This window comes from Puerhibacterium sp. TATVAM-FAB25, from assembly GCF_046535855.1.
GTDB classification, from domain to species: domain Bacteria; phylum Actinomycetota; class Actinomycetes; order Actinomycetales; family Cellulomonadaceae; genus Puerhibacterium; species Puerhibacterium variabilis_A.
In genome coordinates this window covers 64,866-85,577 of the sequence record NZ_JAXUAK010000009.1, presented here as the reverse complement: position 1 = coordinate 85,577, position 20,712 = coordinate 64,866, and the positions used below count along the sequence as shown (strand labels likewise).

The window sequence follows — 20,712 nt, the reverse complement described above, 5'->3', positions numbered from 1 at the left end:
GCGTCAGCCGCGCGGCGCCGCCGCCGAGGGATGCGTCACAGCAGCCCGAGCTTGGCCGCGCAGTGCGGCCACTGGCCCCAGCCGGCGCGCTGCTGGAGGATCTGCGCGCGCTTGGTCTGCTCGGCCGCCGAGGCCTCGGACGGCAGGCCGCTGCCGCCGACCGCCTGCCACGTCGACAGCGAGAACTGGTAGAGGCCGTAGTAGCCGTTGCCGGTGTTGGTCGACGGGTTGCCGCCCGACTCGCACTGGGCCAGCTTCGCCCAGACGCCGCTGGTCGGCGCCGACCCCGTCGCGGCGGAGCCGTCCGACCCGCCGCCGCCCGACGAGCCCTCGCCGGACGACGAGGAGGACGACGACGAGGACGAGGACGACGACGAGGACGACGACTCCCGCGCCGGCTCGGGCTCCGGCTCCGGCTCCGGGCGCTCCTTGGTGCCCTTCACCACGACCTCGTCGACCGGCGGCGTGGTGTCGCCCTCGGAGACGAGCTCGCGGGACTCCTCCTTGCCGTCCACCGTGGTGACGCGCTCCACCGTGGTGTGCACGCCCTCGACGCCCTCCTGCGTGACCTCCGGGTCGAGGTCGGAGTACCGCTCGGGGTCCTCCTTCGTCACGGTCTTGAACGGGATCGGCTTCTCGGTGGAGACGTCCTTGGTCTCCACGCGCTGCACGACGACGGCGACCTCGGCCTCGCCCTGCGGCACGCCGACGTCCTCGGGCGCCGCGACGCTCACGCGGTCGTCGCCGTCGATCGTCACGTCGACGCTGCTCAGCAGCGCGTCGACGCCCTTGCCGGAGTCCTTGGCCGTGCGGGTCTCGCCGTCGGCCACGACGGCGACCGGGCCGCCGCCGTGCGCCAGCCGCAGGGCCAGCGAGGCGCGGTCGCCGGAGCGCGACGCGACGAGGCGGACGTCACCGCCGCGCGAGGCGAGGCGGTCGAGCGCCTCCCCCGCGTCGAGGGCGGTGACCCACACGTCGGACTGCTCGCCGTCGGTCTGCAGGGTCACCTCGCGGCCGTAGCGCACGACGATCTCGGCGCCGTCGCGCAGCGAGGCGGCCTCGGCGGGGGCGACGGCGTCGCGCTCGCCGACGCGCACCCCCTGGGCGTCGAGGAGACCCTCGACCGAGCCGGCGAAGGTGGTCACCGTGGTGACGTTGCCGTCGACGTCGAGGGTCACCGTCTTGCGCGCGTCGGCGTAGGCGAACGCGCCGCCGGAGACGGCGAGGGCGCCCGCGGTGAGGCCGGCCACGAGGGGCCAGCGACGGCGGCGTGCTGCGGTGGTGTTCTCGGTGTTCGGAGCGGTCACGCGTCCCAAGCTCTCTGCCGAGCCCGCCGGCGGATCCGGCAGGCACTGTCGGCGACCGTAACCGGTTCGTTATCAAGCGCCAAGCGGAAGCGCGGCGACATGCCCCGTCTGATGCCTCGATGTCCGAAATGTCCCCGGGTGAACCCGGCCACGGACCGGCTCGACCGGCCTCCGTGCCGGTGCCTCCCGGTCATCGTCCCGGCTCAGAGCGCCGGTCAGCGTGCCCGTCAGTACCAGCCCGCCGCCTGCGACTTGGCCCACGCCCCGCACGGCGTGCCGTAGCGGCCCGCGATGTAGCCGAGCCCCCACTCGATCTGGGTCACCGCGTTGGTGCGCCAGTCCGCGCCCGCCGAGGCCATCTTGGAGCCGGGCAGCGCCTGCGGGATGCCGTAGGCGCTCGACGACGGGTTGTCGGCGTCGACGCGCCAGCCCGACTCCTTGGTCCACAGCTTGTCGAGGCAGACGAACTGGGTGTCGCCCCACCCGCGCTCGGCGGCCAGCGCCCGGGCGGCGGACCTCGCCGATCCCGGGTCGACCACCACCGCGCCGGGGTCCATGGTGCCGACGACGACGACCTCGTCCTGCGGCTCGCGGGTGACCACGCGCGAGGCGACGGTGCGCTCCACCTCCGCGCCGTCCAGCGTGCGCACGGCGTACGTCGTCGTCGCCTCCCCCGGCCGGCCGACGGTCCGCACGTGGCGGTAGCCCTCGGGCAGGCTCGGGTCCTCGATCGTGGTGGTCTCGAAGGGCAGCACCTCGGTGGTCGAGTCCGACCCGGTCTCGCCGCGCGAGACCAGCACGAGCATCCCGTCGGTGGCCGCGGCGGCGAGCGGCACCGACGTCGCGTCCTCCTCGGCCAGGGTGATGCCGGCGTCGGCGAGGACGTCGCGCACGGTGGCCTGCGTGGTGCGGATCGGCAGCACGGTCCCGTCCACCGCCACGCTGACGGTCTTGAGGGTGGACACGCGCACCGGCTCGCGCCCCAGCGGCGTGCTGCGCGACGCGGACGCCACCGCGCCGTCGCCGCGCTCGCCGAGGGCGGCGACGAGGTCGCCGACGGTGAGCGCGGTGGTCTCGAAGGTCTCGCTCTCGCCGTCCACCACGAGGGTGACCACCCGGCTGGAGCGCACCACGATCGTGCCGCCGTCGGCGGCCGGGGCGCCCACGGCGGGCTGGACGTGGTCGTCGTCCTCGAGCTCGACGCCCTGGAAGGCCAGCACGTCCCCCACCGTGCGGCCGTAGGCCGACACGGTGCGGATGCGCCCGTCGTCGTCGATCGTCACCGTCCTGTGCGCGTCGGCCACGGCGTAGGTGGAGCCGGCGAGGGCCAGCACGACCACGACGTGCAGGGCGCGGCGCGCGCCGGGGCGCAGCGCGGGCGCGTCGGCCGCGACGCCCGTCGCGGGCGGCGCCTGCACGGCGGTCGAGCGGCCGACGACGTCCTCGGGCCGGGTGGCGGCGTGCGCGGCGCGGCGCGGCGACGGCGCGCCGGCGCGGGACGCGCGCGAGGACCCCGGCAGGCGGGGGACCGGCAGGCGGAGGACCGGGAGGCGGAGGGCGGGCAGGCGGGGCGTGGACAGCCGGGGCGCGGGCGCGCCGGCGTGCCGGCCCTTGCGCGGGCTGCGCCTCACCACGTGCCGTACACGCGCGCCGTGCTCGCGGACACGGCGGCGCACACCTCCTCCAGGGGCCGCTCGAGCACCGCGGCCATGGCGCGCACGGTGTGCGCGACGGCGAACGGGGCGTTGGGCTGCCCGCGGTACGGGTGCGGGGTGAGGTAGGGCGCGTCGGTCTCGGCGAGGACGAGCTCGAGCGGCACGGCGCGCAGCGCGGCGCGCAGGTGCTCGTTGGCCTTGTAGGTGACCGGCCCGGCGAAGGACAGGTACCACCCGTGCTCGGCGCACACGCGCGCCATCTCCGCGTCGCCGGAGTAGCAGTGGAACACCGTGCGCTCGGGGGCGCCGTCGGCGAGCAGCACCTCGATGACCTCGGCGTGCGCGTCGCGGTCGTGGATCTGCAGCGCCAGCCCGAGCTCCTTGGCCAGCGCGACGTGCGCGCGGAACGACTCGCGCTGCACCTGCGCGCCGCGCGGGCCGGTGCGGAACAGGTCCATGCCCGTCTCGCCGATCGCGCGCACCCGGTCGTTGGCCCGCGCCACGGCCGCGACCTCGGCGATCGCCTCGTCGAGCGACTTGGCGTGCCGGGGCTCCGGCGCCGGCTCCAGCCCGTCCGGGCCGACCTCGTCGACGCCGGCGTGCAGCGTGGCCTCGTTGGGGTGGACGGCCACGGCCCCCACCAGCCCGGGGTGCGCGAGCGCGCCGTCGGCGGCGCGCTCGCGCAGCAGGGCGTCGGTCCAGCGCACGGCGTCCAGGTCGCAGCCGACCTGGACCATGCGGTCGACGCCGGTCCGCGCCGCCCGGGCGACGTGCTCGGCCACCGTCGGCGCGACGGCGGGGCCGCCGTCCGGGCCGGGATGGCTGCCCGCCCGGTCGAGGTAGACCGCGGCGATCGCGTCCAGGTGGGTGTGGTTGTCCGCGACCGGGACCGGCAGCGGCTCCGGGTCGGCCGGGAAGCCGCGCTCGCGCGTGCGGGCCACCGCTCAGGCGTCCTCGTCCAGGCGCGGGAACAGGGCGGCGCCCTTGGTGACGGGGGTGCCGGCCGGCAGCACGCCGAACGACGCCGCCGAGGCGACCGGCTGGGCCGCGACCGGGCCGAGGACCGGCTCGGCGCCGAGCGCCTCCCACAGCCGCGCCGCCGCCTTCGGCGTCACCGGGTGCAGCAGCACCGCCAGCGCGCGCAGCGCCTCGGCGGCGGTGACCAGCGACGTCGCCAGGCGGCCGCCGTCCACGCCCTTGCCGTCGGCGTCGGTCTCGCCCGGCTCCTTGGCCACCTTCCACGGCTGGGTCTCGGTGAGGTACCCGTTGGTGGCGTCGACCAGCGTCCACACCGCCGCGACGGCGTCGTGGATCGCCAGGCGGTCGATCGCGGCCTCGGCGTCGGCCACGGCCTTGGCCGCCACGGCCTCGAGGTCGGTCTCCAGCTCGGTGCGGGCGCCCGCCGCCGGCAGCGCGCCGCCGAAGTACTTGCCGATCATCGCGGCCGTGCGCGAGGCGAGGTTGCCGAACCCGTTCGCCAGCTCGCCGTTGTACCGCGCGACCATGTCCTCCCAGGAGAACGAGCCATCGCCGCCGAACCCGATGGTCCGCATGAAGTAGTAGCGGAACGCGTCCGAGCCGAAGGTGTCGATGATGTCGCTCGGCGCGATGCCCGTCAGGCGCGACTTGCTCATCTTCTCGCCGCCGACCAGCAGCCAGCCGTGCGCGAAGACCTGCTTCGGCAGCGGCAGCCCCGCCGCCATGAGCATGGCCGGCCAGATGACGGCGTGGAAGCGCAGGATGTCCTTGCCCACCAGGTGCACGTCCGCCGGCCACGTGCGGGCGAACCGCTCGCGCTCCGCCGCGTCGTCGGACCCGTAGCCCACCGCGGTCATGTAGTTGAGCAGCGCGTCGAACCACACGTACAGCACGTGCTTGTCGTCCCACGGGATCGGGATGCCCCAGTCGAACGTGGACCGCGAGATCGACAGGTCCTGCAGGCCCTGCTTGACGAACCCGACGACCTCGTTGCGGGCGCTGGCCGGCTGCACGAACTCCGGGTGCTCCTCGTACAGGGCGAGCAGCCGGTCGGCGTAGGCGCTCATGCGGAAGAAGTAGTTCTCCTCCGCGAGCATCTCGACGGGGCGCAGGTGGATCGGGCAGACCTTCTGGCCCTCGTACTCGCCGGTGCCGTCCAGCAGCTCACCGGGGAGCTTGTACTCCTCGCAGCCCACGCAGTACGGGCCCTCGTAGGCGCCCTTGTAGATCTCGCCGGCGTCGTACAGGCCCTGCAGGAACTTCTGCACCGCGACGACGTGGCGCTCCTGGGTGGTGCGGATGAAGTCGTCGTTGCGGGCGTCGATCGTCTCGAGCACCGGCTGCCACGCCGACCCCACGAGCCGGTCGGCCCACTCCTGCGGCGAGACGCCGTTCTTCTCGGCGGTGCGCAGCACCTTCTCGCCGTGCTCGTCCGTGCCCGTGAGGAACCACACGTCCTCCTGGCGCTGGCGGTGCCAGCGGGTGACGACGTCGGCGGCCACCGTCGTGTACGCGTGCCCGATGTGCGGGGCGTCGTTGACGTAGTAGATCGGGGTCGTCAGGTAGAAGGACTTCGCGGCCTCGGGCATGGGGTCCATCGTAGTGACGTCGCGGGGCGCGTCGACGGCGTCGCTCAGCCGGCCGGCCCGAGGGTCACCCGCAGCAGCCGGTCGTCCCCGGCGCGCGGGTCGCCGCGCCCGTCGGTGTTGTTCGTCAGCACCCACAGCGCGCCCTCGCCGGCCGCCGCGACGGCGCGCAGCCGGCCGTGCTCGCCGTCGAGCAGCGCCTGCGGCTCGCCGAGGCCCGGCGCGGCCGCCGGGTCCGTCGACGGCGCCCGGCCGGGCTCGACGTCGAACGGCACCCGCCACAGCCGCTCGCCGCGCAGGCCGGCGAGGTAGACGGCGTCGGGCGTCACCGCCAGGCCCGACGGCGACGCCTCGTCCGTGGCCCACGTGGCGAGCGGCTGCACGCGCCCGTCGACCGTCTCCGGGAGCGAGGTGCCCGGCACCGCCGGGCTCCCCCCGCCGCCGGCCCGGCCCTCGACGTCGGGCCAGCCGTGGTCGCCGCCGGGCACGAGCAGGTTGAGCTCGTCCCAGGTGTCCTGCCCGAACTCGCTGGCGAACGCCCGGCCGGCCGGGTCCCAGCCGATGCCCTGGACGTTGCGGTGCCCGCGGCTCCACACGGGTGACCCGGCCGTCGGGTTGCCCGGGGCGGGGTCGCCGTCGAGCGTCACCCGCAGCACCTTGCCCGCGAGCGAGCCCGGGTCCTGCGCGGCGCCGCGTTCGCCGGCGTCGCCGGTGGTGACCCACAGGTGCCCGTCGGGGCCGAACGCCACCTGCCCGCCGTCGTGGTTGGCCGCGCTCGGGATGCCGTCGAGCACGGTGGCGAGGCGGTCGAGCCGCGGGGCCGCGCCGCCGAGGTGCAGGGCGCCGGTCAGCACGGCGTTGTCGTCGGCGCCGGTGCGGTAGACGACGACGGTCACGGCGTCGTCGCGGGCCGGCGCCACGCCGGCGTCCGGCGTGGCCGCCCCGCCCGCCCCCGCACCGGTGGGCGCGACGGCGACGCCGAGCAGGCCGCCCTCGCCCAGCGGCACGGTCTCGGCGGCGAGGCGCTCGGCCCCCGGCCCGCCGACGTCGGCCACGTCGCCCGAGGCGGGGTCGACCACGACGAGCCGGGCGGCGTCGCGCAGGCTCACCAGCAGGCGGCCGTCGGGCAGGGGCGCGAGGCCCCACGGCACGTCGAGGTCGTCGGCGACCGTCTCGGCGCGGGCCGTGACGGCGCCGGCAGGCAGCGCGGGGGCGGGCCAGGCGGCGGCGCTCGCCGTGGGGGTCGGCGTGGGGGTCGGCGTGGGGCTCGCGGTGGGCGCGCCGGACGGGCTCGGGCCACCGGGCGACGGCGAGGCGGAGCCGGTCGCAGAGCCGGTCGTGGAGCCGGTCGTGGGCGCCGGGGTGGGCGTGGCCGTGCCCCCGCCACAGGCGGCGAGCAGCAGCGCGGCGGCGGCCAGCCCGCCGAGACGTCGTGCGTCCACGGCTCCATCGTGGCCCGGACGGCGGGATCGCGCCGCCGTCCGGGCCACCATGGCGCCGTGGACCGCCGTCGCCCGTCGTGCGACCCCCGTCGTGCGACTCCGTCGTGCGACCCCGTCGTGCGACCCCGTCGACCCCGCACCAGACTCGGGGCCGAGGGACGCGCCGGCGTCCCGGGAGAGGATGAGATGCACAGGACGGTGCTGGGCGTGGTGCTCGCCGCGGCGGCAGGGCTCCACCAGCTGGGCGGGCACGGCGGGGGCGAGACGCACGACGGCGACGTCCGCCAGGGCGAGGCCGGCGAGCCGATCGCGCCGGACGGCCGCCCCGCGGACGGCGACGCCGGCGCGGCGGACGACGACATGCCCGTCGCGGCGCCGTCCGAGGCCGAGGCGACGCCGCCGACGCTGCCGGAGATCCCCCCGCCGCCCGTGCACTGACCCCGCCGAGCACCGACCGGCCACCCGGCGACGACCGCACGCTGCCGCACGCCGGCGCCCGGTGGCAGAGTGGGCGCATGACCACGCGCGCGCTCCTCGTCGTCGACGTCCAGCCCACCTTCTGCGAGGGCGGCGAGCTCGCCGTCGAGGGCGGGAACAAGGTGGCCGAGGACGTCGCCGCCTACGTGCGGGCGCACCGCGACCGCTATGCCGCCGTCGTCACGACGCAGGACTGGCACGTCGACCCCGGCACGCACTTCTCGGACGAGCCGGACTTCGTGGACTCCTGGCCGCCGCACGGCGTCGCCGACTCGCCCGGGGCCGAGCTGCACCCGGCGCTGGCCGGCATCGCGTTCGACGCCCAGGTGAAGAAGGGCCAGTTCGACCCCGGCTACTCCGGGTTCGACGGCGTGGAGTACGCCGGCCGCACGCTCGAGCAGATCCTGCGGGACGCGGACGTCGAGGTCGTGGACGTCGTCGGGCTCGTGGAGTCGCACTGCGTCAAGCACACCGCGCTCGACGCGGTGAAGGCCGGGTTCGGCGCCCGGGTCCTGACCGACCTGACGATCCCCGTCTCCCCCGAGCAGGGCGAGGCCGCGCGGCGCGAGCTCGCCGCGGCGGGCGTCGACCTGACGCCGAGCACCGCCCTCTGACCCGCCGAGACAGAGACGCTCCCGAGATAGAGACCCCGGTCCGCGAGATAGAGAACTCCGTCGCCGAGATAGAGAGGTCAGTCTCTATCTCGACCGGAGGGCTCTCTATCTCGGCCGCGAGGCTCTCTATCTCGGCCGAGAGGCTCTCTATCTCGGCCGGAGGGCTCTCTATCTCGCGGCGAGGGCCGCGTTGTAGAGGTCGCGGCGCGAGACGCCCGCCGCCGCGGCGACGTCACCGGCCGCGTCCTTGAGCCGCTCGCCGGACGCGACGCGGTCGAGCACCTCCCCCACGAGCTCCTCGACGCTGGCCGTGCGGGCCGCCGGCGCGCCGCCGACGACGACGCAGATCTCCCCGCGCAGCCCCTCGCCGTCGGCCGAGCGCGCCGCCACCGTCGCGGCGAGCTCGCCGAGCGGGGCGCGCAGCACCTCCTCGTAGGTCTTGGTCAGCTCGCGCGCGACGGCGGCCGGGCGCTCGGCGCCGAAGCCGTCCGCCATGGCCTCGAGCGTCGCGGCGATGCGGTGCGGGGCCTCGAAGAACACCATCGTGCGCGGCTCGGCGGCGAGCGCCGCGAGCGCCCGCGACCGCTCCCCCGGCTTGCGCGGCACGAAGCCCTCGAAGGTGAACCGGTCGGTGGGCAGGCCGCTCAGCGCCAGCGCGGTGAGCACGGCCGACGGGCCGGGCGCCGCGGTCACCCGCAGGTCGCGCTCCACGGCCCGGGCGACGACGCGGTAGCCGGGGTCGGAGACGGACGGCATGCCCGCGTCGGTGACCACGACGACGGTGCCGCCGCCGTCGACGACGTCGAGCAGCTCGTCGGCGCGCGCCGTCTCGTTGTGCTCGTGGTACGAGACGACGCGGCCGCCGACGGCGACACCCACCCGGTCGGCGAGGGCGTGCAGGCGGCGGGTGTCCTCGGCGGCGACGACGTCGGCCTCCGCGAGCAGGCGGCGCAGGCGCGGCGAGGCGTCCTCCGCGTTGCCGATCGGGGTGGCGGCCAGGACGAGCGCCCCGGCCTCGGGCGCGCCGGCGGTGGCCGTTCCTGGCTGCGGGGAGGTCATGGCTCCCAGGGTCGCACGCCTACGATGTGGCGGTGACCGACGTCCCCGGGCCCGCGGGCGAGGACCTGGCGCGCGGCGCCCTCACCACCACGCCGGCCGCCGCCGAGCCGCCGACGCGCGACCGTCTGCTGCGCGCGCTGCTGGGGACCCGTCGCCTGGCGCTCGGCGCCACGCTGCACGACCGCCGGTGGGGCTGGGTCGGCGCCCTCGCCGTCGCGGCGCTCGCGGCGGTGCTGCGGTTCTGGGACCTGGGCCGGCCGCACGCCCTGGTGTTCGACGAGACCTACTACGTCAAGGACGCCTGGACGCTGGGCCGCCTGGGCTTCGAGGCGCAGTGGCCGGACGAGCCGAACCCCGCGTTCGTGGCCGGCGACGTCACGTCCTACCTGGAGCGGGCCGCGTACGTGGTGCACCCGCAGGTGGGCAAGTGGCTCATCGCGCTGGGCATGGACCTCGGCGGCGGGGCCGCCAGCTCCTTCGCCTGGCGGCTGGCCAGCTGCGTCGTCGGCGTGCTGGCCGTGCTGCTGGTGACGCGCATCGCCCGGCGCCTGTTCGCCTCGACGGCGATGGGGCTGGTCGCGGGCCTGCTCATGGCGGTGGACGGCGAGGCGATCGTGCACTCGCGCACCGCGCTGCTCGACCAGTTCCTCATGCTGTTCGTCCTGGGGGCGTTCGGCTGCCTGCTGCTCGACCGGGAGTGGGCGCGGCGTCGCCTCGCCGCACGGGTGGGGGCGATCGTCGACGCCGGCGGGACGGTCGGCCGGTACGGCCCGCGCCTGGGCTTGCGCTGGTGGCGGCTGGCCGCGGGCGTCTCGCTCGGCCTGGCCTGCGGCACCAAGTGGTCGGGCGTCTACTTCCTCGCCGCGTTCGGCCTGCTCACCGTCGCGTGGGACCTCGCCGCGCGCCGCGCCGCCGGCGTGGGCCGCTGGTGGGAGGACGGGCTGCTCGCCGACGGCGTGCCGGCCTTCCTGCAGATGGTGCCCACCGCCGTCGTCGTCTACGTCGCGAGCTGGTGGTCCTGGTTCGCCACGCCGGGCGCGTACCTCCGCCAGTGGGCCGCGGACAACCCTGGGCAGGGCGTGACGTGGCTGCCCGAGTCGCTGCGCTCGTTCGTGCACTACCACGCGGAGATGTGGACGTTCCACACCGGGCTGGACTCGGCGCACGCGTACGCGGCCAACCCGTTCGGCTGGATCATCCAGTGGCGGCCCACGTCGTTCTACTGGGAGAAGCACCCGCCGGGCGAGGGCACCTGCCCGGCCGACGCGGCCGGCGACTGCGTGCAGGCGATCACCTCGCTCGGCAACCCGCTGCTGTGGTGGCTCGCGGCCCTGGCGATCGTCGTCGTGGTGTACCTGGGCGTCACGCGTCGGGACTGGCGCGCGCTGGCCGTGCTGTCCGGCACGATCGCCGGCTGGCTGCCGTGGTTCCAGTACCTCGGCCGGACCGTGTTCACCTTCTACACGATCGCGTTCACGCCGTGGGTGGTGCTCACGCTCGTCTACGTGGGCGTGGTGGCGCTGGAGCGGACCGAGCAGCGGCCTCGCCGGCGCGCCGCCGTGGTCGGGGCGATCGTCGGCGTCGTGACCGCGATCTGCCTGGTGTCCGCGATCTTCTACCCGCTGTGGACGGCGATGCAGGTGCCGTACGACTACTGGCGCGAGGTCGTCCGGCTGCGGTCCTGGGTCTGAGCCACCGGGGTCACCAGGAGATCTGCGGCGACGGGTGGAACGCCCACCCGAGCGCGCGCCACACCGGCGCCTGGCCGGCCAGGCGCGCGGCGAACCCGTCCCAGTCCCGCGCCTCGACCGGGCTCCACGCCACCTCGGCCAGCGCGGGCAGGCGCGGCAGCAGCATCGAGAACAGCTCGTCGCGCGTCGTGAGCGTCTCGGTCCACACCGCGCCGGAGACCCCGACGACCGCCGAGGCCGGCACGCCGGGCACCGACCCCGCCGGGTCCCAGTCGTAGGCGTCGCGGACCTCGACGTGGCCCGCCCACTCCAGGCCGAGCGGGTGGCCGGGCGCGTACTTCATGTCGAGGTAGGCCCGCGAGCCGGGCGAGGCGACGAACGTCGCGCCCGCCGCCGCGGCGCGCTCGAACGGCGCGGCCGCGCCGCCGTCGGGCCGCGGGTCCCAGAACTGCAGCACCGTGCCGGGCTCGACGGCGGCGCGCGCCGCCTCCTGCCAGGCCACCGGCGTCTTGCCCGCCTCGCGCACGATCCGCTGGGCCAGCTCCATGATCGCCGCGTACTCCGCGGGCTCGACCTTGGGGGCCTCGTCGCCGCCGACGTGCAGCCACGGCCCGTCGGTCATGCGCGCGAGGTCGCCGAGCACGTCGCGCAGGAACGGCTCGGTGGCGGGCACGTCGGCCCACAGCCGCGAGAAGCCGACCTCGGTGCCGTCGTACGTGTCGGTCGGGGTGCCGTCCGGCGTGAGCTCGCCGTAGGCGTGGGTGGCGGCGTTCGTGTGCCCCGGCAGGTCCACCTCCGGCACGATCGTCACGTGCCGCGCGGCCGCGTACGCCTGCAGGTCGCGGTACTCCTCGACCGTGAGGTAGCCCCGCTGCCCCGCCGGCACGGCGCCGCCCACCTGCGTGCCGCCGGACCGCTCGGTGAGCGCCGGGCGGGACGGGATCTCGACGCGCCACCCCTGGTCGTCGGTGAGGTGCAGGTGCAGCACGCGCAGCTTGTACGCCCCGAGCAGGTCGACCACCGCGCGCACGTCCGCCGGGCCGAACCAGTGCCGCACGACGTCGAAGGACAGCCCGCGCCAGGCGTAGCGCGGCGCGTCGCGGACGACGACGGCGGGCACCGTGGGCGACGCGCCGGTCACCGCGGCGGTGCCGGCGTCGAGCGCGGGACGGGTGACGAGCTGGCGCAGGGTGCGCACGGCGTGCAGCAGGCCGACGGGCTCCGCGGCGCGCGCCTCGAGGCCGTCCGGCCCGACGGCGAGGGTGTACCGCTCCGGGCTGTCGCTGCCCGCCGGCCCGGCGTCCGGGTCGAGGCGCAGGTCGAGCAGGACGACGTCGCCCGCGGCGCCGCGCGCGCCGTCGGGCCCGGCGCCGGCGGGCCCCGCGCCGTCGGGCCCGGCGCCGGCGTCGCTCGCCGGCGCGACGGCGACACCGACCGGCTCGAGCAGCTCGGCGACCAGCTCCACCGGCACGTCCTCGCCGGCGACGCGGACGCTCCCGACGGCGAGCGGCGGCGCGTCGAGGCGGTCCACCGCCGTCGGCCACGGCACCAGCGACAGCGCGTCGCCGGCGGTCACCGGGCCCCCTCCAGCGCGTCGGCGTCGAGCACGGCCACCTGCGGCCGCGGGACGAGCGCGTCGGCACCCCCGACGGCGTCGTCGAGGTCGTGCACCACGAGCAGGGTCTGAGGCAGATCGGCGTCGGTCACCACGTTCGCAAGGTAGTCCACCGCGGCCTGCAGCTCGCCGACCGGCACGCTGCCGCCGCGGTCGAGCCCCGCGCCCGAGCGCCGCTGCTCCGGGTGCAGGACGACGCCCACGCCGGCGCGGCGCAGCAGCGGCTCGATCCCCCGCAGCTGGTCGTCGAGGCGCACGCCGCCGCCCTCGACCTCCAGCAGCACCTGCTGGCCGGCGGCGCGCGCGGCGTCCACGACCGGCTCGAGGTCCGCGACCGGCACGGCCCGCACGTGGTCGCCGTCCGGCCCGGCGGAGACCTGCCGCGTGACGGCCTCGACCACCACCGTCGGCACGACGGGGCCGTCGGCCGTCGCGCCTTCGGACGTCGGGGCCTCGGCCGTCGGGGTCTCGGCCGCCGCGCCGGCGGCGGCCGCGGCCCGCTCGACGGCGCGGCCCGGGTCCTGCCCCCGCACCGCCGTCGTCGCCACGTACCGCGCCGGCAGCGCGCGCTGCGAGCCGGTGGGCAGCAGCGCACCGGTCTCCGCGGCCCGCACCTGCCAGGCCAGACGGTCGGCGTCCGCGAACCGCCGGCCGACGCCGACGACCGTGAGCGCGTGCGCCTCGTCGACCCGCCGCAGGGCGTCGCCGTCCGCGGCGAGGTCCCCGCCCGGCACGGCGAACGGCACGGCGCCCGCCGCCTGGAGCGTGGCGACCGCGGCCTCCTGGCCGGGCTCGGGGTCGGTCAGCACGAGCACCTCGGTGAGCAGCGGCGGCTCGTCGCCGGCCAGGCCGAGCTCGTCCCGCAGGTCCGCGAGGTCGTCCGGATGCAGGACGGGCTCGGCGTCGCGGGCGGCCGCGGACCCTCCCCCGCCGTGCCCGACGTCGTCCGGGTCCAGGCGCACGACCTCGAGCCCCGCGTCCCGGGCGGCGCGCTCGGCGAGGTCGGCTCCGGGGCCGGCGGACGGCGCCGTGGCGTCCCGGACCTCGATCTCCGCGGGCGCGTCCTGCACGACGACGGCGGCGCGCGCCCCGAGGCGCTCGGCCTCCCGGGCGAGGACCTCGGCGCCCGCGTCGGGCACGAGCAGCGCCGGTGCGCGCAGCGCGACGGCGGCGGCCGACAGGGCCGGCAGCGCGGTGTCGTCGCCGGCCGCCGCGACGACGACCACGGGCGCGGCGTCGAAGACGAGCCGGCTCGCGGCGACGCTCAGCCCGGCGGGGTCGTCCCCCTCGAGGGCGAGCGTGCCGGGCTCCACGTCGCGGACGCGCACGTCCGCCGCCGCGGACGTCGACGGCGCCGGGGTGGCGGCGTGGCCGACGCCGCAGCCGGCGAGGGTCAGCAGGATCAGGGCACTCGGGACAGATCGGGTCTTCCGGAGATCCACGCGCGCCATCCTCCCGCAGGGGCCGCGCCCGGGTCGGCGCTCACCGAGCCGAGGATGCAACCTCCACGGAACGCTCACCAGCGGGGACCGGTACCGCCCCGGCGGGCCCGCCGTCAGCCGTGCTCGTAGCTCAGCTCGAGGTCGTCCGGCCAGGCGCCCGTGAGGTCGCCGAGCAGGGCCCGGACCTCCGTGTCGATCTGCGCCCACTCGGCGACCTCGACGGCGGCCTCCATGCCGTCCACCTCGGCGCGCCACCGGCCCTCGAGCTGCGTCAGCCGCACCGTGTATCGCATGGCGGCAGCGTACGGTCAGCCGTCCGCGGCGACCCGCCGAACGCCGTCGGGCGCCCCGGCGGGCGCCTCCGCCAACGCCTCCGCGGCCGGCGCGGGGACCGTGCACACGTCGCCGTCGCAGGCCAGGCCCGCGGCGCCGAGCATCTCGAACCGCGGCGCGGCGGCGCCCTCCGCGGCGCTCACGCCACGGCCTCGCGCTCGGAGCGGACGTGCTCCAGCACCTGGAGGAACGTGCCCGGCTCCTGGGCGCCGGAGACGCCGTAGCGCCCGTCGAACACGTAGAACGGCACGCCCTGGATGCCGTACGCCGCGGCCTGCGCCACGTCGGCCTTGACGTCGGCCGTGTAGCGGCCGGACTCGAGCGCCGCCAGGGCCTCGTCGCGGTCCAGGCCCACCTCGGCCGCGAGGTCCGCGAGCTCCTCGAGGCGGCCCACGTGCCCACCGTCGACGAAGTAGGCCCGGAGCAGCGCCTCCTTCGTCTCGGCCTGGCGGCCGTGCGCCTTGGCCAGGTGCAGCAGCTCGTGCGCCTTGACCGTGTTCGTCTGGTGCATGCTGTCGTAGTCGTAGCGCAGCCCCACGGCCGCGGCGATCTGCGTGACCTGCGCGATCATCTGCTCGACCTGCGGCAGCGGCAGGCCCTTGCGCTCGGCGAGGAACTGGACCGGGGTGCCCTCGTAGTCCACGGGTGTGTCGGGCGAGAGCTCGAACGAGTGGTACTCGATCTCGACGTCGCCGCCGAAGCTCTCGAGCGCCTGCTCGAAGCGGCGCTTGCCGATGTAGCACCAGGGGCACTGGACGTCCGACCAGACGTCGACCTTGATGGGCGCGTCGGTCGCGGGGGTCATCACGGGTTCGCTCACGAGACCGTGCAACCGCATGGATCGGGCGGCTGTTCCCGGGCGCCCTCCGGCAGGCCGCGGGCACGGGCGCGGCCCCCGCCCGACGGACGGGGGCCGCGCGGTGCGCCGTGCGGCGCGAGTGCCTCAGCGGTGGTGCGAGGGGAACCGGTAGAAGACGAGCTCGCCGTCGGCCGGGCCCCGCTCCTCCGTCAGGGCGTTGATCGTGGCCAGAAGCCCCCGGTGGGTCCACTCCACCGCCGCGGGCTCGTCGGCCCGGACGAACGTGGACTTGCCCCGGTGGGTCACCTGGGTGATCTTGTCGCCGAACAGCTCGGTGACGTAGACGGTGCCGTGCGGCGACACCGCGAGGTTCGACGCACCGGCGAAGCCGCGGGCGATCCGGTCGGTGTCGCCGTCCCGCGGGTCGATGCGGTACACGGCGCCGCGAGCGCCGAGCGAGTCGTCCTCCGGGCCGCCCGGGAGCGTCGAGACGTACAGGTGGCCGCGCGGCCCGACCTCGACGTCGGTGGGGACCGGCTCGAACCAGTAGGTCTCGCCGACGACGCAGCGCGGCAGCTTCAGCTCGCGAGCCGCGTCGCGGGTGACGACGGTCGGCTGCGCCGGCAGCACGGCCACCGTCCGGATCCGGCCGTCCCGGTTCACGGCGAGGATGTCGTTGCCGCCCGCGTCCGCGATGTAGGTGGTGCTGCCGCTGCGCGCGGTGGCGTACGGGTTCGAGTCGACCTTGCCGTGGTAGCGGCCCGGGAAGTCCTTGGGCAGCTGGCGCAGGCAGGACCGCGGCGTGTCGCGGAAGCCGTAGACCACGCGACGGTCGGGGTTGTTCCGCCGCTCGTACCGCCCCGTGTCGGCGACGAGGCGCGGCTTGCCGTCCGCCCTGCCGTTGCGGTCGACGGCGAGCCGCCAGACCTCCTGCTTGGCTCCGACCTGCGCGAAGGTGACGGCGCCGTCGTCGTAGCTGACGCCGCTGACCGCCTCGTCGCCGGGGGACGAGTAGACGGTGTGCGTGCGCCCGCCGTGATGGACGGCGGTCAGGAGGCCGGCGAAGTTCTGCGTGACGAACGTCGTCCCCCGGGGGCCCTGCGCGGTGCTCAGGGGGGTGACGAGGTCGTCGGCGAGGACCGTCGGTGACGGCGGCCGGGTCTCGGCGCTCGCAGCGATCGCGGGACCGGCGACGAGGCCGGTGGCCGCCACCGCGGCGACACCGGCCGCGAGGAGACGTTTCATGGTGTGCTCCAGGGGTGAGCGAGAGAGGTCGCGGGGCGCCGCCCCCTGTGATCGGCGCGGTGCGCTGGCCGACCGGCCGCGCGAGCCGGCATGAGTGCCGGTGCCGGGATGCCTGGACGTCTGCTGTGACGCAGCACCCTCGCCCACTCTGCACCCGTGCGCCAGGGTCGCACCACCCCCTCCCGGGACAGCCGGCACGGTTCAGCGGGTGAAGTCTGGGGATGAAAATTCAGTGCTGTGCCGACACCGTGCGTGCTCGAACACGTGTTCGATATCGTGGTCCTGTGAGCAGACCGACCGACCGCACGCCGTGGCCCCAGCGGGCGCGGTCCCTCGCCCCGCGCCAGTACCGCACCGCCGACGAGCAGGTGGTGCCCGCACCCCAGCCGTTCCCGGTGCGCGCGTGGCTCGTCACGGTCGCCGGCGACGACCTCGAGGTGGAGGGCGAGGCCGTCGCGTGGACGCGCCGGGCGGTGCACGTGCGGTTCACCGACAAGCACGGCCGGCCCGACGACGCCTGGGTCTGGGTCGGGGCGGTCGCCCGGCGCTGACCCAGGCGCTGACCCCGCGCTCGTCCAGGGACCGCCGGTCCGTGGACGAGCGCACCTCTCCCGCTCCCCTGCGGTCCGGTCCACGGTGAGGGCATGGACATCTCCGGACGCACCGTCTTCGTCCCCGGCGCGACGAGCGGCATCGGCCTCGCTCTCGCGCTCCGCCTCCGGTCCCGCGGCGCCACGGTCGTCGTGGGCGGACGCCGCACCGAGCTGCTCGAGCACCTCGCCGCCGAGCACCCCGGCCTGCGGACCGTCCGCATCGACGTGGCCGACCCCGCCTCGGTCGACGCCGCCGCGCAGCAGGTGTTGCGTGAGCACCCGTCGCTCGACACGCTCGTCACGATGGCCGGTGTCATGCAGGCCGAGGACTGGACGACGGCGGGGTCCCTGGCCACGGCCGAGCGGACAGTCATGACCAACCTCCTGGGGCCGATCCGCCTGCTGGCGGCGTTCGTGGACCACCTGCGCACCCGCCCCGACGCGGCGGTCGTGACCGTCTCGTCGGGCCTGGCGCACGTGCCGCTGCGCGTGACGCCGACCTACAACGCGACCAAGGCGGCGATCCACATGCTCAGCGAGACCCTGCGGCTGCAGCTGGAGCCCGTCGGCGTGCGCGTGCTGGAGCTCGTGCCGCCGGCGGTGCGCACGTCGCTCATGCCGGGGCAGGAGCACAGCCCCGTCGCGATGCCCCTCGACGAGTTCGCCGACGAGGTGGTGACGCTGCTCGAGGAGGACGACGGCACCCTGCACGAGATCCTCGTCGAGCGCGTCAGGCCCCTGCGCTTCGCCGAGGTCGACGGCGCCTACGACGCCACGGTGGCGCGGCTCAACGCCCGCGACCCGCACGCCGCGGGGCGCTGACGGCGCGGGGGCCGCGAGCGCAGCGCCGCCGAGGCCGCCGGCCGGGGCGCTCCCCGGGCGGCGGCCTCGTGCGTGGTCGAGCCGCGCGGGGCCCGGGCCGGCGTCAGCCCAGGATCTGCCCGCCGGTGGCGCCGATGCGGTCGCCGGTGATGTAGCTCGACTCCTGCGACGCGAAGAAGACGTAGGCGGGCGCCAGCTCGGCGGGCTGCCCGGCGCGGCCGAGCGGCGTCTGGCCGCCGAACGACTCGACCTTCTCCTCCGGCATGGTCGCCGGGATCAGCGGGGTCCAGATCGGGCCGGGCGCCACCGCGTTGACGCGGATGCCCTCCTCGGCGAGCTGCTGCGCCAGGCCGCGCGTGAAGTTGAGGATCCCGGCCTTCGTCGTGGCGTAGTCGAGCAGCTGCGGGCTCGGCTGGTACGCCTGCACGGAGGTGGTGTTGATGATCGAGCCGCCGCGCGGGAGGTGCTCGAGGGCCGCCTTGGTGATCCAGAACAGCGCGTAGATGTTCGTCTTGAGCACGCGGTCGAGCTGCTCGGTGGTGATGTCCCGCAGGCCGCCGTCCTGCGACATCTGGTAGGCGGCGTTGTTGACCAGGACGTCCAGGCCGCCCAGCCCGGCGACCGCGTCGGCGACGAGCTGCTGGCAGAAGGACTCGTCGCGGATGTCGCCCGGCAGCAGGACGGCGGTGCGCCCCGCCTCCTTGATCCAGTGGGCGGTCGTCCGGGCGTCGTCCTCCTCCTCGGGCAGGTAGGAGATGGCCACGTCGGCGCCCTCGCGCGCGAAGGCGATCGCGACCGCGCGGCCGATCCCGGAGTCGCCTCCCGTGATCAGCGCCCGCTTGCCCTCGAGCCGGCCCGAGCCCTGGTACGTCGACTCGCCGTGGTCCGGCTCCTGGGACATGTCGTCCGTGCGGCCCGGGTGCTCGATCTGCTCCGCGGGCTGCTCCGGCTGCGGCTCCTGCGTCGTCGGGTCCTGCGGCGTGGTCTGGTCGGACATGCGGTGCTCCCTTCAGCTGTGCGGGTCGCGACCAGCATCACGGGGACCCGGGCGGCTCGCACAGGAGCCGCCCGGGTCCCGTGGCACCGGGCCTCGCCGGCGCCACGCGTCACTGCTTGACGCCGCCGGTGGTCAGGCCGGACTGCCAGTACCGCTGGAGGAACAGGAACGCCACGACCAGCGGGATGATCGAGACCAGCGACCCGGTGATCACGGTCGAGAACAGCGCCTGGGCGCCCGAGCCGGCCTGGGAGGTCGCCTGCCACTGCGCCAGGCCCACGGTCAGCGGGTACAGCTCCGCGCTGTTGAGCATGATCAGCGGCAGGAAGAAGTTGTTCCACGTCGCGACGAGCTGGAACAGCAGCACCGTGATGAAGCCGGGGGCGAGCAGCCGCAGCACCACCTGCCAGAAGATGCGCGCCTCGCCCGCGCCGTCGACCCGTGCCGCCTCGAGCAGCGTGTCGTCCACGGCGCCCTCGGCGTAGACCCGCATGAGGAAGACCCCGAAGGGGCTCACCAGCGACGGAAGGATCACGGCCCACGGCGTGTCGACGAGGCTGACCCGGGCGAACAGCAGGTAGGTCGGGATGGACAGCGCGGTCGCCGGGATCATGATCGCGCCGAGGGTGACCGAGAACAGCAGCGTGCTGCCGGGGAAGTGCAGCTTGGCGAACGCGTAGCCCGCCATGGTGGCCAGGATCGCGGCGCCGACGGCGGACACCACCGCGTAGACGATGGAGTTGCGCAGCCAGGAGAGGTAGACGCCCCCCTGCGCCGTGAACACGTCCTGGAGGTTCTGCACGAGGTTGAAGTCCCCGGAGAACCACAGCCCGAAGGTGGAGAAGAGGTCGGCGTTGGACTTCGTCGACGCCACGACGAGCCAGAACAGGGGCAGCAGGAAGTAGACGACGCACACCAGCATGAGAATCGTCAGCAGGGTGCTGGGCCGGCCGTGGACCGGGCGCCGGCGGCGGGTGTCCGGGGTGTCGGGGTCACGCGGTCCCGCGACGTCGGCCCCCGCCTCGGGGCGGGCCGCCAGCGGCTGGGAGGTGGGTTGCGTGCTCATGACCGGCGCTCCCGTCGCTGCGAGCTCAGCTGCACCACGTACGACAGGATCATGATCACGAACCCGAGCAGGAACGCGATCGCCGCGGCGTAGTCGATCTCCTGGTTCACGAAGGCGAGGTTGTAGGCGTACAGGTTCGGGGTGTAGTCGCGGCCGATGACGTTGGGCGCCAGCGTGCGCAGGATCTGCGGCTCGTTGAAGAGCTGGAGCGACCCGATGATCGAGAAGATCAGGGTGAGCAGCAGCGCCGGGCGGATGGCCGGGATCTTGATGGACCAGGCGATGCGGGCCTCCCCGGCCCCGTCGAGCCGGGCGGCCTCGTAGAGCTCGGTGGGAATGGACCGCAGGGCGGCGTACAGGATGATCATGTTGTAGCCGACGAAGCCCCAGGTCACGATGTTGGCGATCGAGACCAGCATCCACTGGTTGCTCAGGAACTGGGGCGGCGGGGCCCCCAGCGCCTCGGCGAGCTGCGTGAACGGCCCGAAGTCCGGCCCGTAAAGGTAGCCCCACATGATGGCGGCGATGACGCTCGGCACCGCGTACGGCACGAAGATGCTCAGCCGCACGAACCGCTTCAGGCGCAGCCGGCCGCTGTCCAGCACGAGCGCGAACAGCAGCGCCAGGCCGAGCATGAGCGGCACCTGCAGCAGGAAGAACCGCAGCACGCGCAGCACGCCCTCGATGAAGGCGGCGTCCTGCAGGGCGTCGAGGTAGTTCGCCAGGCCGACGAACGCGTTGCCGCCGATGAGCTGCTCGCGGAACAGGGACAGGTACCCGGAGTACGCGAGCGGCGTGACCATCATGGCGAGGAACACCAGGAAGAACGGCGCCACGAAGAGGTAGCCCGCGGCTCTCTCGTGGCGCCTGAGGGAGCGCCGGTGCTCGGCGGTCGCCGCGGCGGGCGGTCGCGCGGCCTCCCGCGGCGCGGTGGTGGTGCTGGACATCGGCGTCCGCCTCCTTCGCGGTTGGGGTGGGGCGGGCCGACCGG

At 75.5% G+C, this 20,712-nt stretch carries 20 protein-coding genes; 5 read left to right on the top strand and 15 right to left on the bottom strand.

Translation table 11 applies throughout. From position 1 onward, the window contains the following. Positions 1–35: 35 nt before the first annotated feature. The 5 genes from U5M74_RS10265 to U5M74_RS10245 form a co-directional block, all read right to left on the bottom strand. Positions 36–1,307, bottom strand: a complete 1,272-nt coding sequence (locus U5M74_RS10265) for a transglycosylase family protein (RefSeq protein ID WP_410908702.1) — start codon at positions 1,305–1,307, stop codon at positions 36–38. 227 nt (positions 1,308–1,534) lie between these two features. Continuing rightward, positions 1,535–2,938, bottom strand: coding sequence for a ubiquitin-like domain-containing protein (locus tag U5M74_RS10260; RefSeq protein WP_410908700.1), 1,404 nt, complete (start codon positions 2,936–2,938; stop codon positions 1,535–1,537). Next, positions 2,935–3,903 (bottom strand): TatD family hydrolase, encoded by a 969-nt coding sequence (locus U5M74_RS10255; protein WP_410908698.1) that lies wholly within the window; start codon positions 3,901–3,903, stop codon positions 2,935–2,937. Before U5M74_RS10255 ends, U5M74_RS10260 begins: the two co-directional genes overlap by 4 nt. Before the next feature lie 3 nt (positions 3,904–3,906). Then, positions 3,907–5,529: a methionine--tRNA ligase gene (gene metG, locus U5M74_RS10250; protein ID WP_410908696.1), complete on the bottom strand. Its 1,623-nt coding sequence runs from the start codon at positions 5,527–5,529 to the stop codon at positions 3,907–3,909. Positions 5,530–5,573: 44 nt separating this feature from the next. Beyond that, a complete protein-coding gene (locus tag U5M74_RS10245; protein WP_410908694.1) occupies positions 5,574–6,968 on the bottom strand; it encodes a PQQ-dependent sugar dehydrogenase in 1,395 nt (464 codons plus the stop codon). 186 nt (positions 6,969–7,154) lie between these two features. Here U5M74_RS10245 and U5M74_RS10240 point away from each other — a divergent pair, with 186 nt between their 5' ends. Next, entirely contained in the window at positions 7,155–7,406 is a 252-nt protein-coding gene (locus tag U5M74_RS10240) for a hypothetical protein (protein WP_410908692.1), read from the top strand. Positions 7,407–7,483: 77 nt separating this feature from the next. After that, a complete protein-coding gene (locus U5M74_RS10235; RefSeq protein ID WP_410908690.1) occupies positions 7,484–8,059 on the top strand; it encodes an isochorismatase family protein in 576 nt (191 codons plus the stop codon). 168 nt (positions 8,060–8,227) lie between these two features. On the opposite strand, the gene rsmI is transcribed toward U5M74_RS10235, so the two are convergent. After that, on the bottom strand, positions 8,228–9,118 hold the full coding sequence (gene rsmI / locus U5M74_RS10230) for a 16S rRNA (cytidine(1402)-2'-O)-methyltransferase (protein WP_410908688.1): 891 nt from the start codon (positions 9,116–9,118) through the stop codon (positions 8,228–8,230). Between the two features lie 32 nt (positions 9,119–9,150). On the opposite strand from rsmI, the gene U5M74_RS10225 reads away from it, so the two are divergent. Continuing rightward, positions 9,151–10,809: a dolichyl-phosphate-mannose--protein mannosyltransferase gene (locus U5M74_RS10225; RefSeq protein WP_410908686.1), complete on the top strand. Its 1,659-nt coding sequence runs from the start codon at positions 9,151–9,153 to the stop codon at positions 10,807–10,809. 10 nt (positions 10,810–10,819) lie between these two features. Here the strand turns inward: U5M74_RS10225 and U5M74_RS10220 are convergent, their stop codons facing one another. The 6 genes from U5M74_RS10220 to U5M74_RS10195 form a co-directional block, all read right to left on the bottom strand. Next, positions 10,820–12,385: a family 20 glycosylhydrolase gene (locus U5M74_RS10220; protein ID WP_410908684.1), complete on the bottom strand. Its 1,566-nt coding sequence runs from the start codon at positions 12,383–12,385 to the stop codon at positions 10,820–10,822. Next, the gene (locus U5M74_RS10215; RefSeq protein WP_410908682.1) at positions 12,382–13,866 is read right to left on the bottom strand and encodes a hypothetical protein; all 1,485 of its coding nucleotides are present in this window, start codon (positions 13,864–13,866) and stop codon (positions 12,382–12,384) included. The genes U5M74_RS10220 and U5M74_RS10215 overlap by 4 nt, the downstream gene beginning before the upstream one ends. Positions 13,867–13,979: 113 nt before the next feature. After that, on the bottom strand, positions 13,980–14,159 hold the full coding sequence (locus tag U5M74_RS10210) for a hypothetical protein (protein WP_410908680.1): 180 nt from the start codon (positions 14,157–14,159) through the stop codon (positions 13,980–13,982). A gap of 15 nt (positions 14,160–14,174) precedes the next feature. Continuing rightward, positions 14,175–14,342, bottom strand: a complete 168-nt coding sequence (locus U5M74_RS10205; protein ID WP_410908678.1) for a hypothetical protein — start codon at positions 14,340–14,342, stop codon at positions 14,175–14,177. Continuing rightward, positions 14,339–15,004, bottom strand: a complete 666-nt coding sequence (locus tag U5M74_RS10200) for a DsbA family protein (RefSeq protein ID WP_410908676.1) — start codon at positions 15,002–15,004, stop codon at positions 14,339–14,341. Before U5M74_RS10200 ends, U5M74_RS10205 begins: the two co-directional genes overlap by 4 nt. Positions 15,005–15,142: 138 nt before the next feature. After that, positions 15,143–16,243: a ScyD/ScyE family protein gene (locus U5M74_RS10195; protein WP_410908674.1), complete on the bottom strand. Its 1,101-nt coding sequence runs from the start codon at positions 16,241–16,243 to the stop codon at positions 15,143–15,145. A gap of 284 nt (positions 16,244–16,527) precedes the next feature. Between U5M74_RS10195 and U5M74_RS10190 the strand changes: the two genes are divergently transcribed. Further along, entirely contained in the window at positions 16,528–16,794 is a 267-nt protein-coding gene (locus U5M74_RS10190; RefSeq protein ID WP_410908672.1) for a hypothetical protein, read from the top strand. Positions 16,795–16,887: 93 nt separating this feature from the next. Continuing rightward, complete coding sequence (locus tag U5M74_RS10185; protein WP_410908670.1) at positions 16,888–17,658, top strand: SDR family oxidoreductase; 771 nt, start codon at positions 16,888–16,890, stop codon at positions 17,656–17,658. Positions 17,659–17,761: 103 nt separating this feature from the next. On the opposite strand, the gene U5M74_RS10180 is transcribed toward U5M74_RS10185, so the two are convergent. The 3 genes from U5M74_RS10180 to U5M74_RS10170 all read right to left on the bottom strand — a co-directional run bounded on the left by U5M74_RS10180 (position 17,762) and on the right by U5M74_RS10170 (position 20,668). Continuing rightward, a complete protein-coding gene (locus U5M74_RS10180; protein WP_410908668.1) occupies positions 17,762–18,655 on the bottom strand; it encodes an SDR family oxidoreductase in 894 nt (297 codons plus the stop codon). A gap of 109 nt (positions 18,656–18,764) precedes the next feature. After that, positions 18,765–19,721: a carbohydrate ABC transporter permease gene (locus tag U5M74_RS10175; RefSeq protein ID WP_410908666.1), complete on the bottom strand. Its 957-nt coding sequence runs from the start codon at positions 19,719–19,721 to the stop codon at positions 18,765–18,767. Beyond that, positions 19,718–20,668, bottom strand: a complete 951-nt coding sequence (locus U5M74_RS10170; RefSeq protein ID WP_410908664.1) for a carbohydrate ABC transporter permease — start codon at positions 20,666–20,668, stop codon at positions 19,718–19,720. Before U5M74_RS10170 ends, U5M74_RS10175 begins: the two co-directional genes overlap by 4 nt. Between the last annotated feature and the right edge of the window lie 44 nt (positions 20,669–20,712).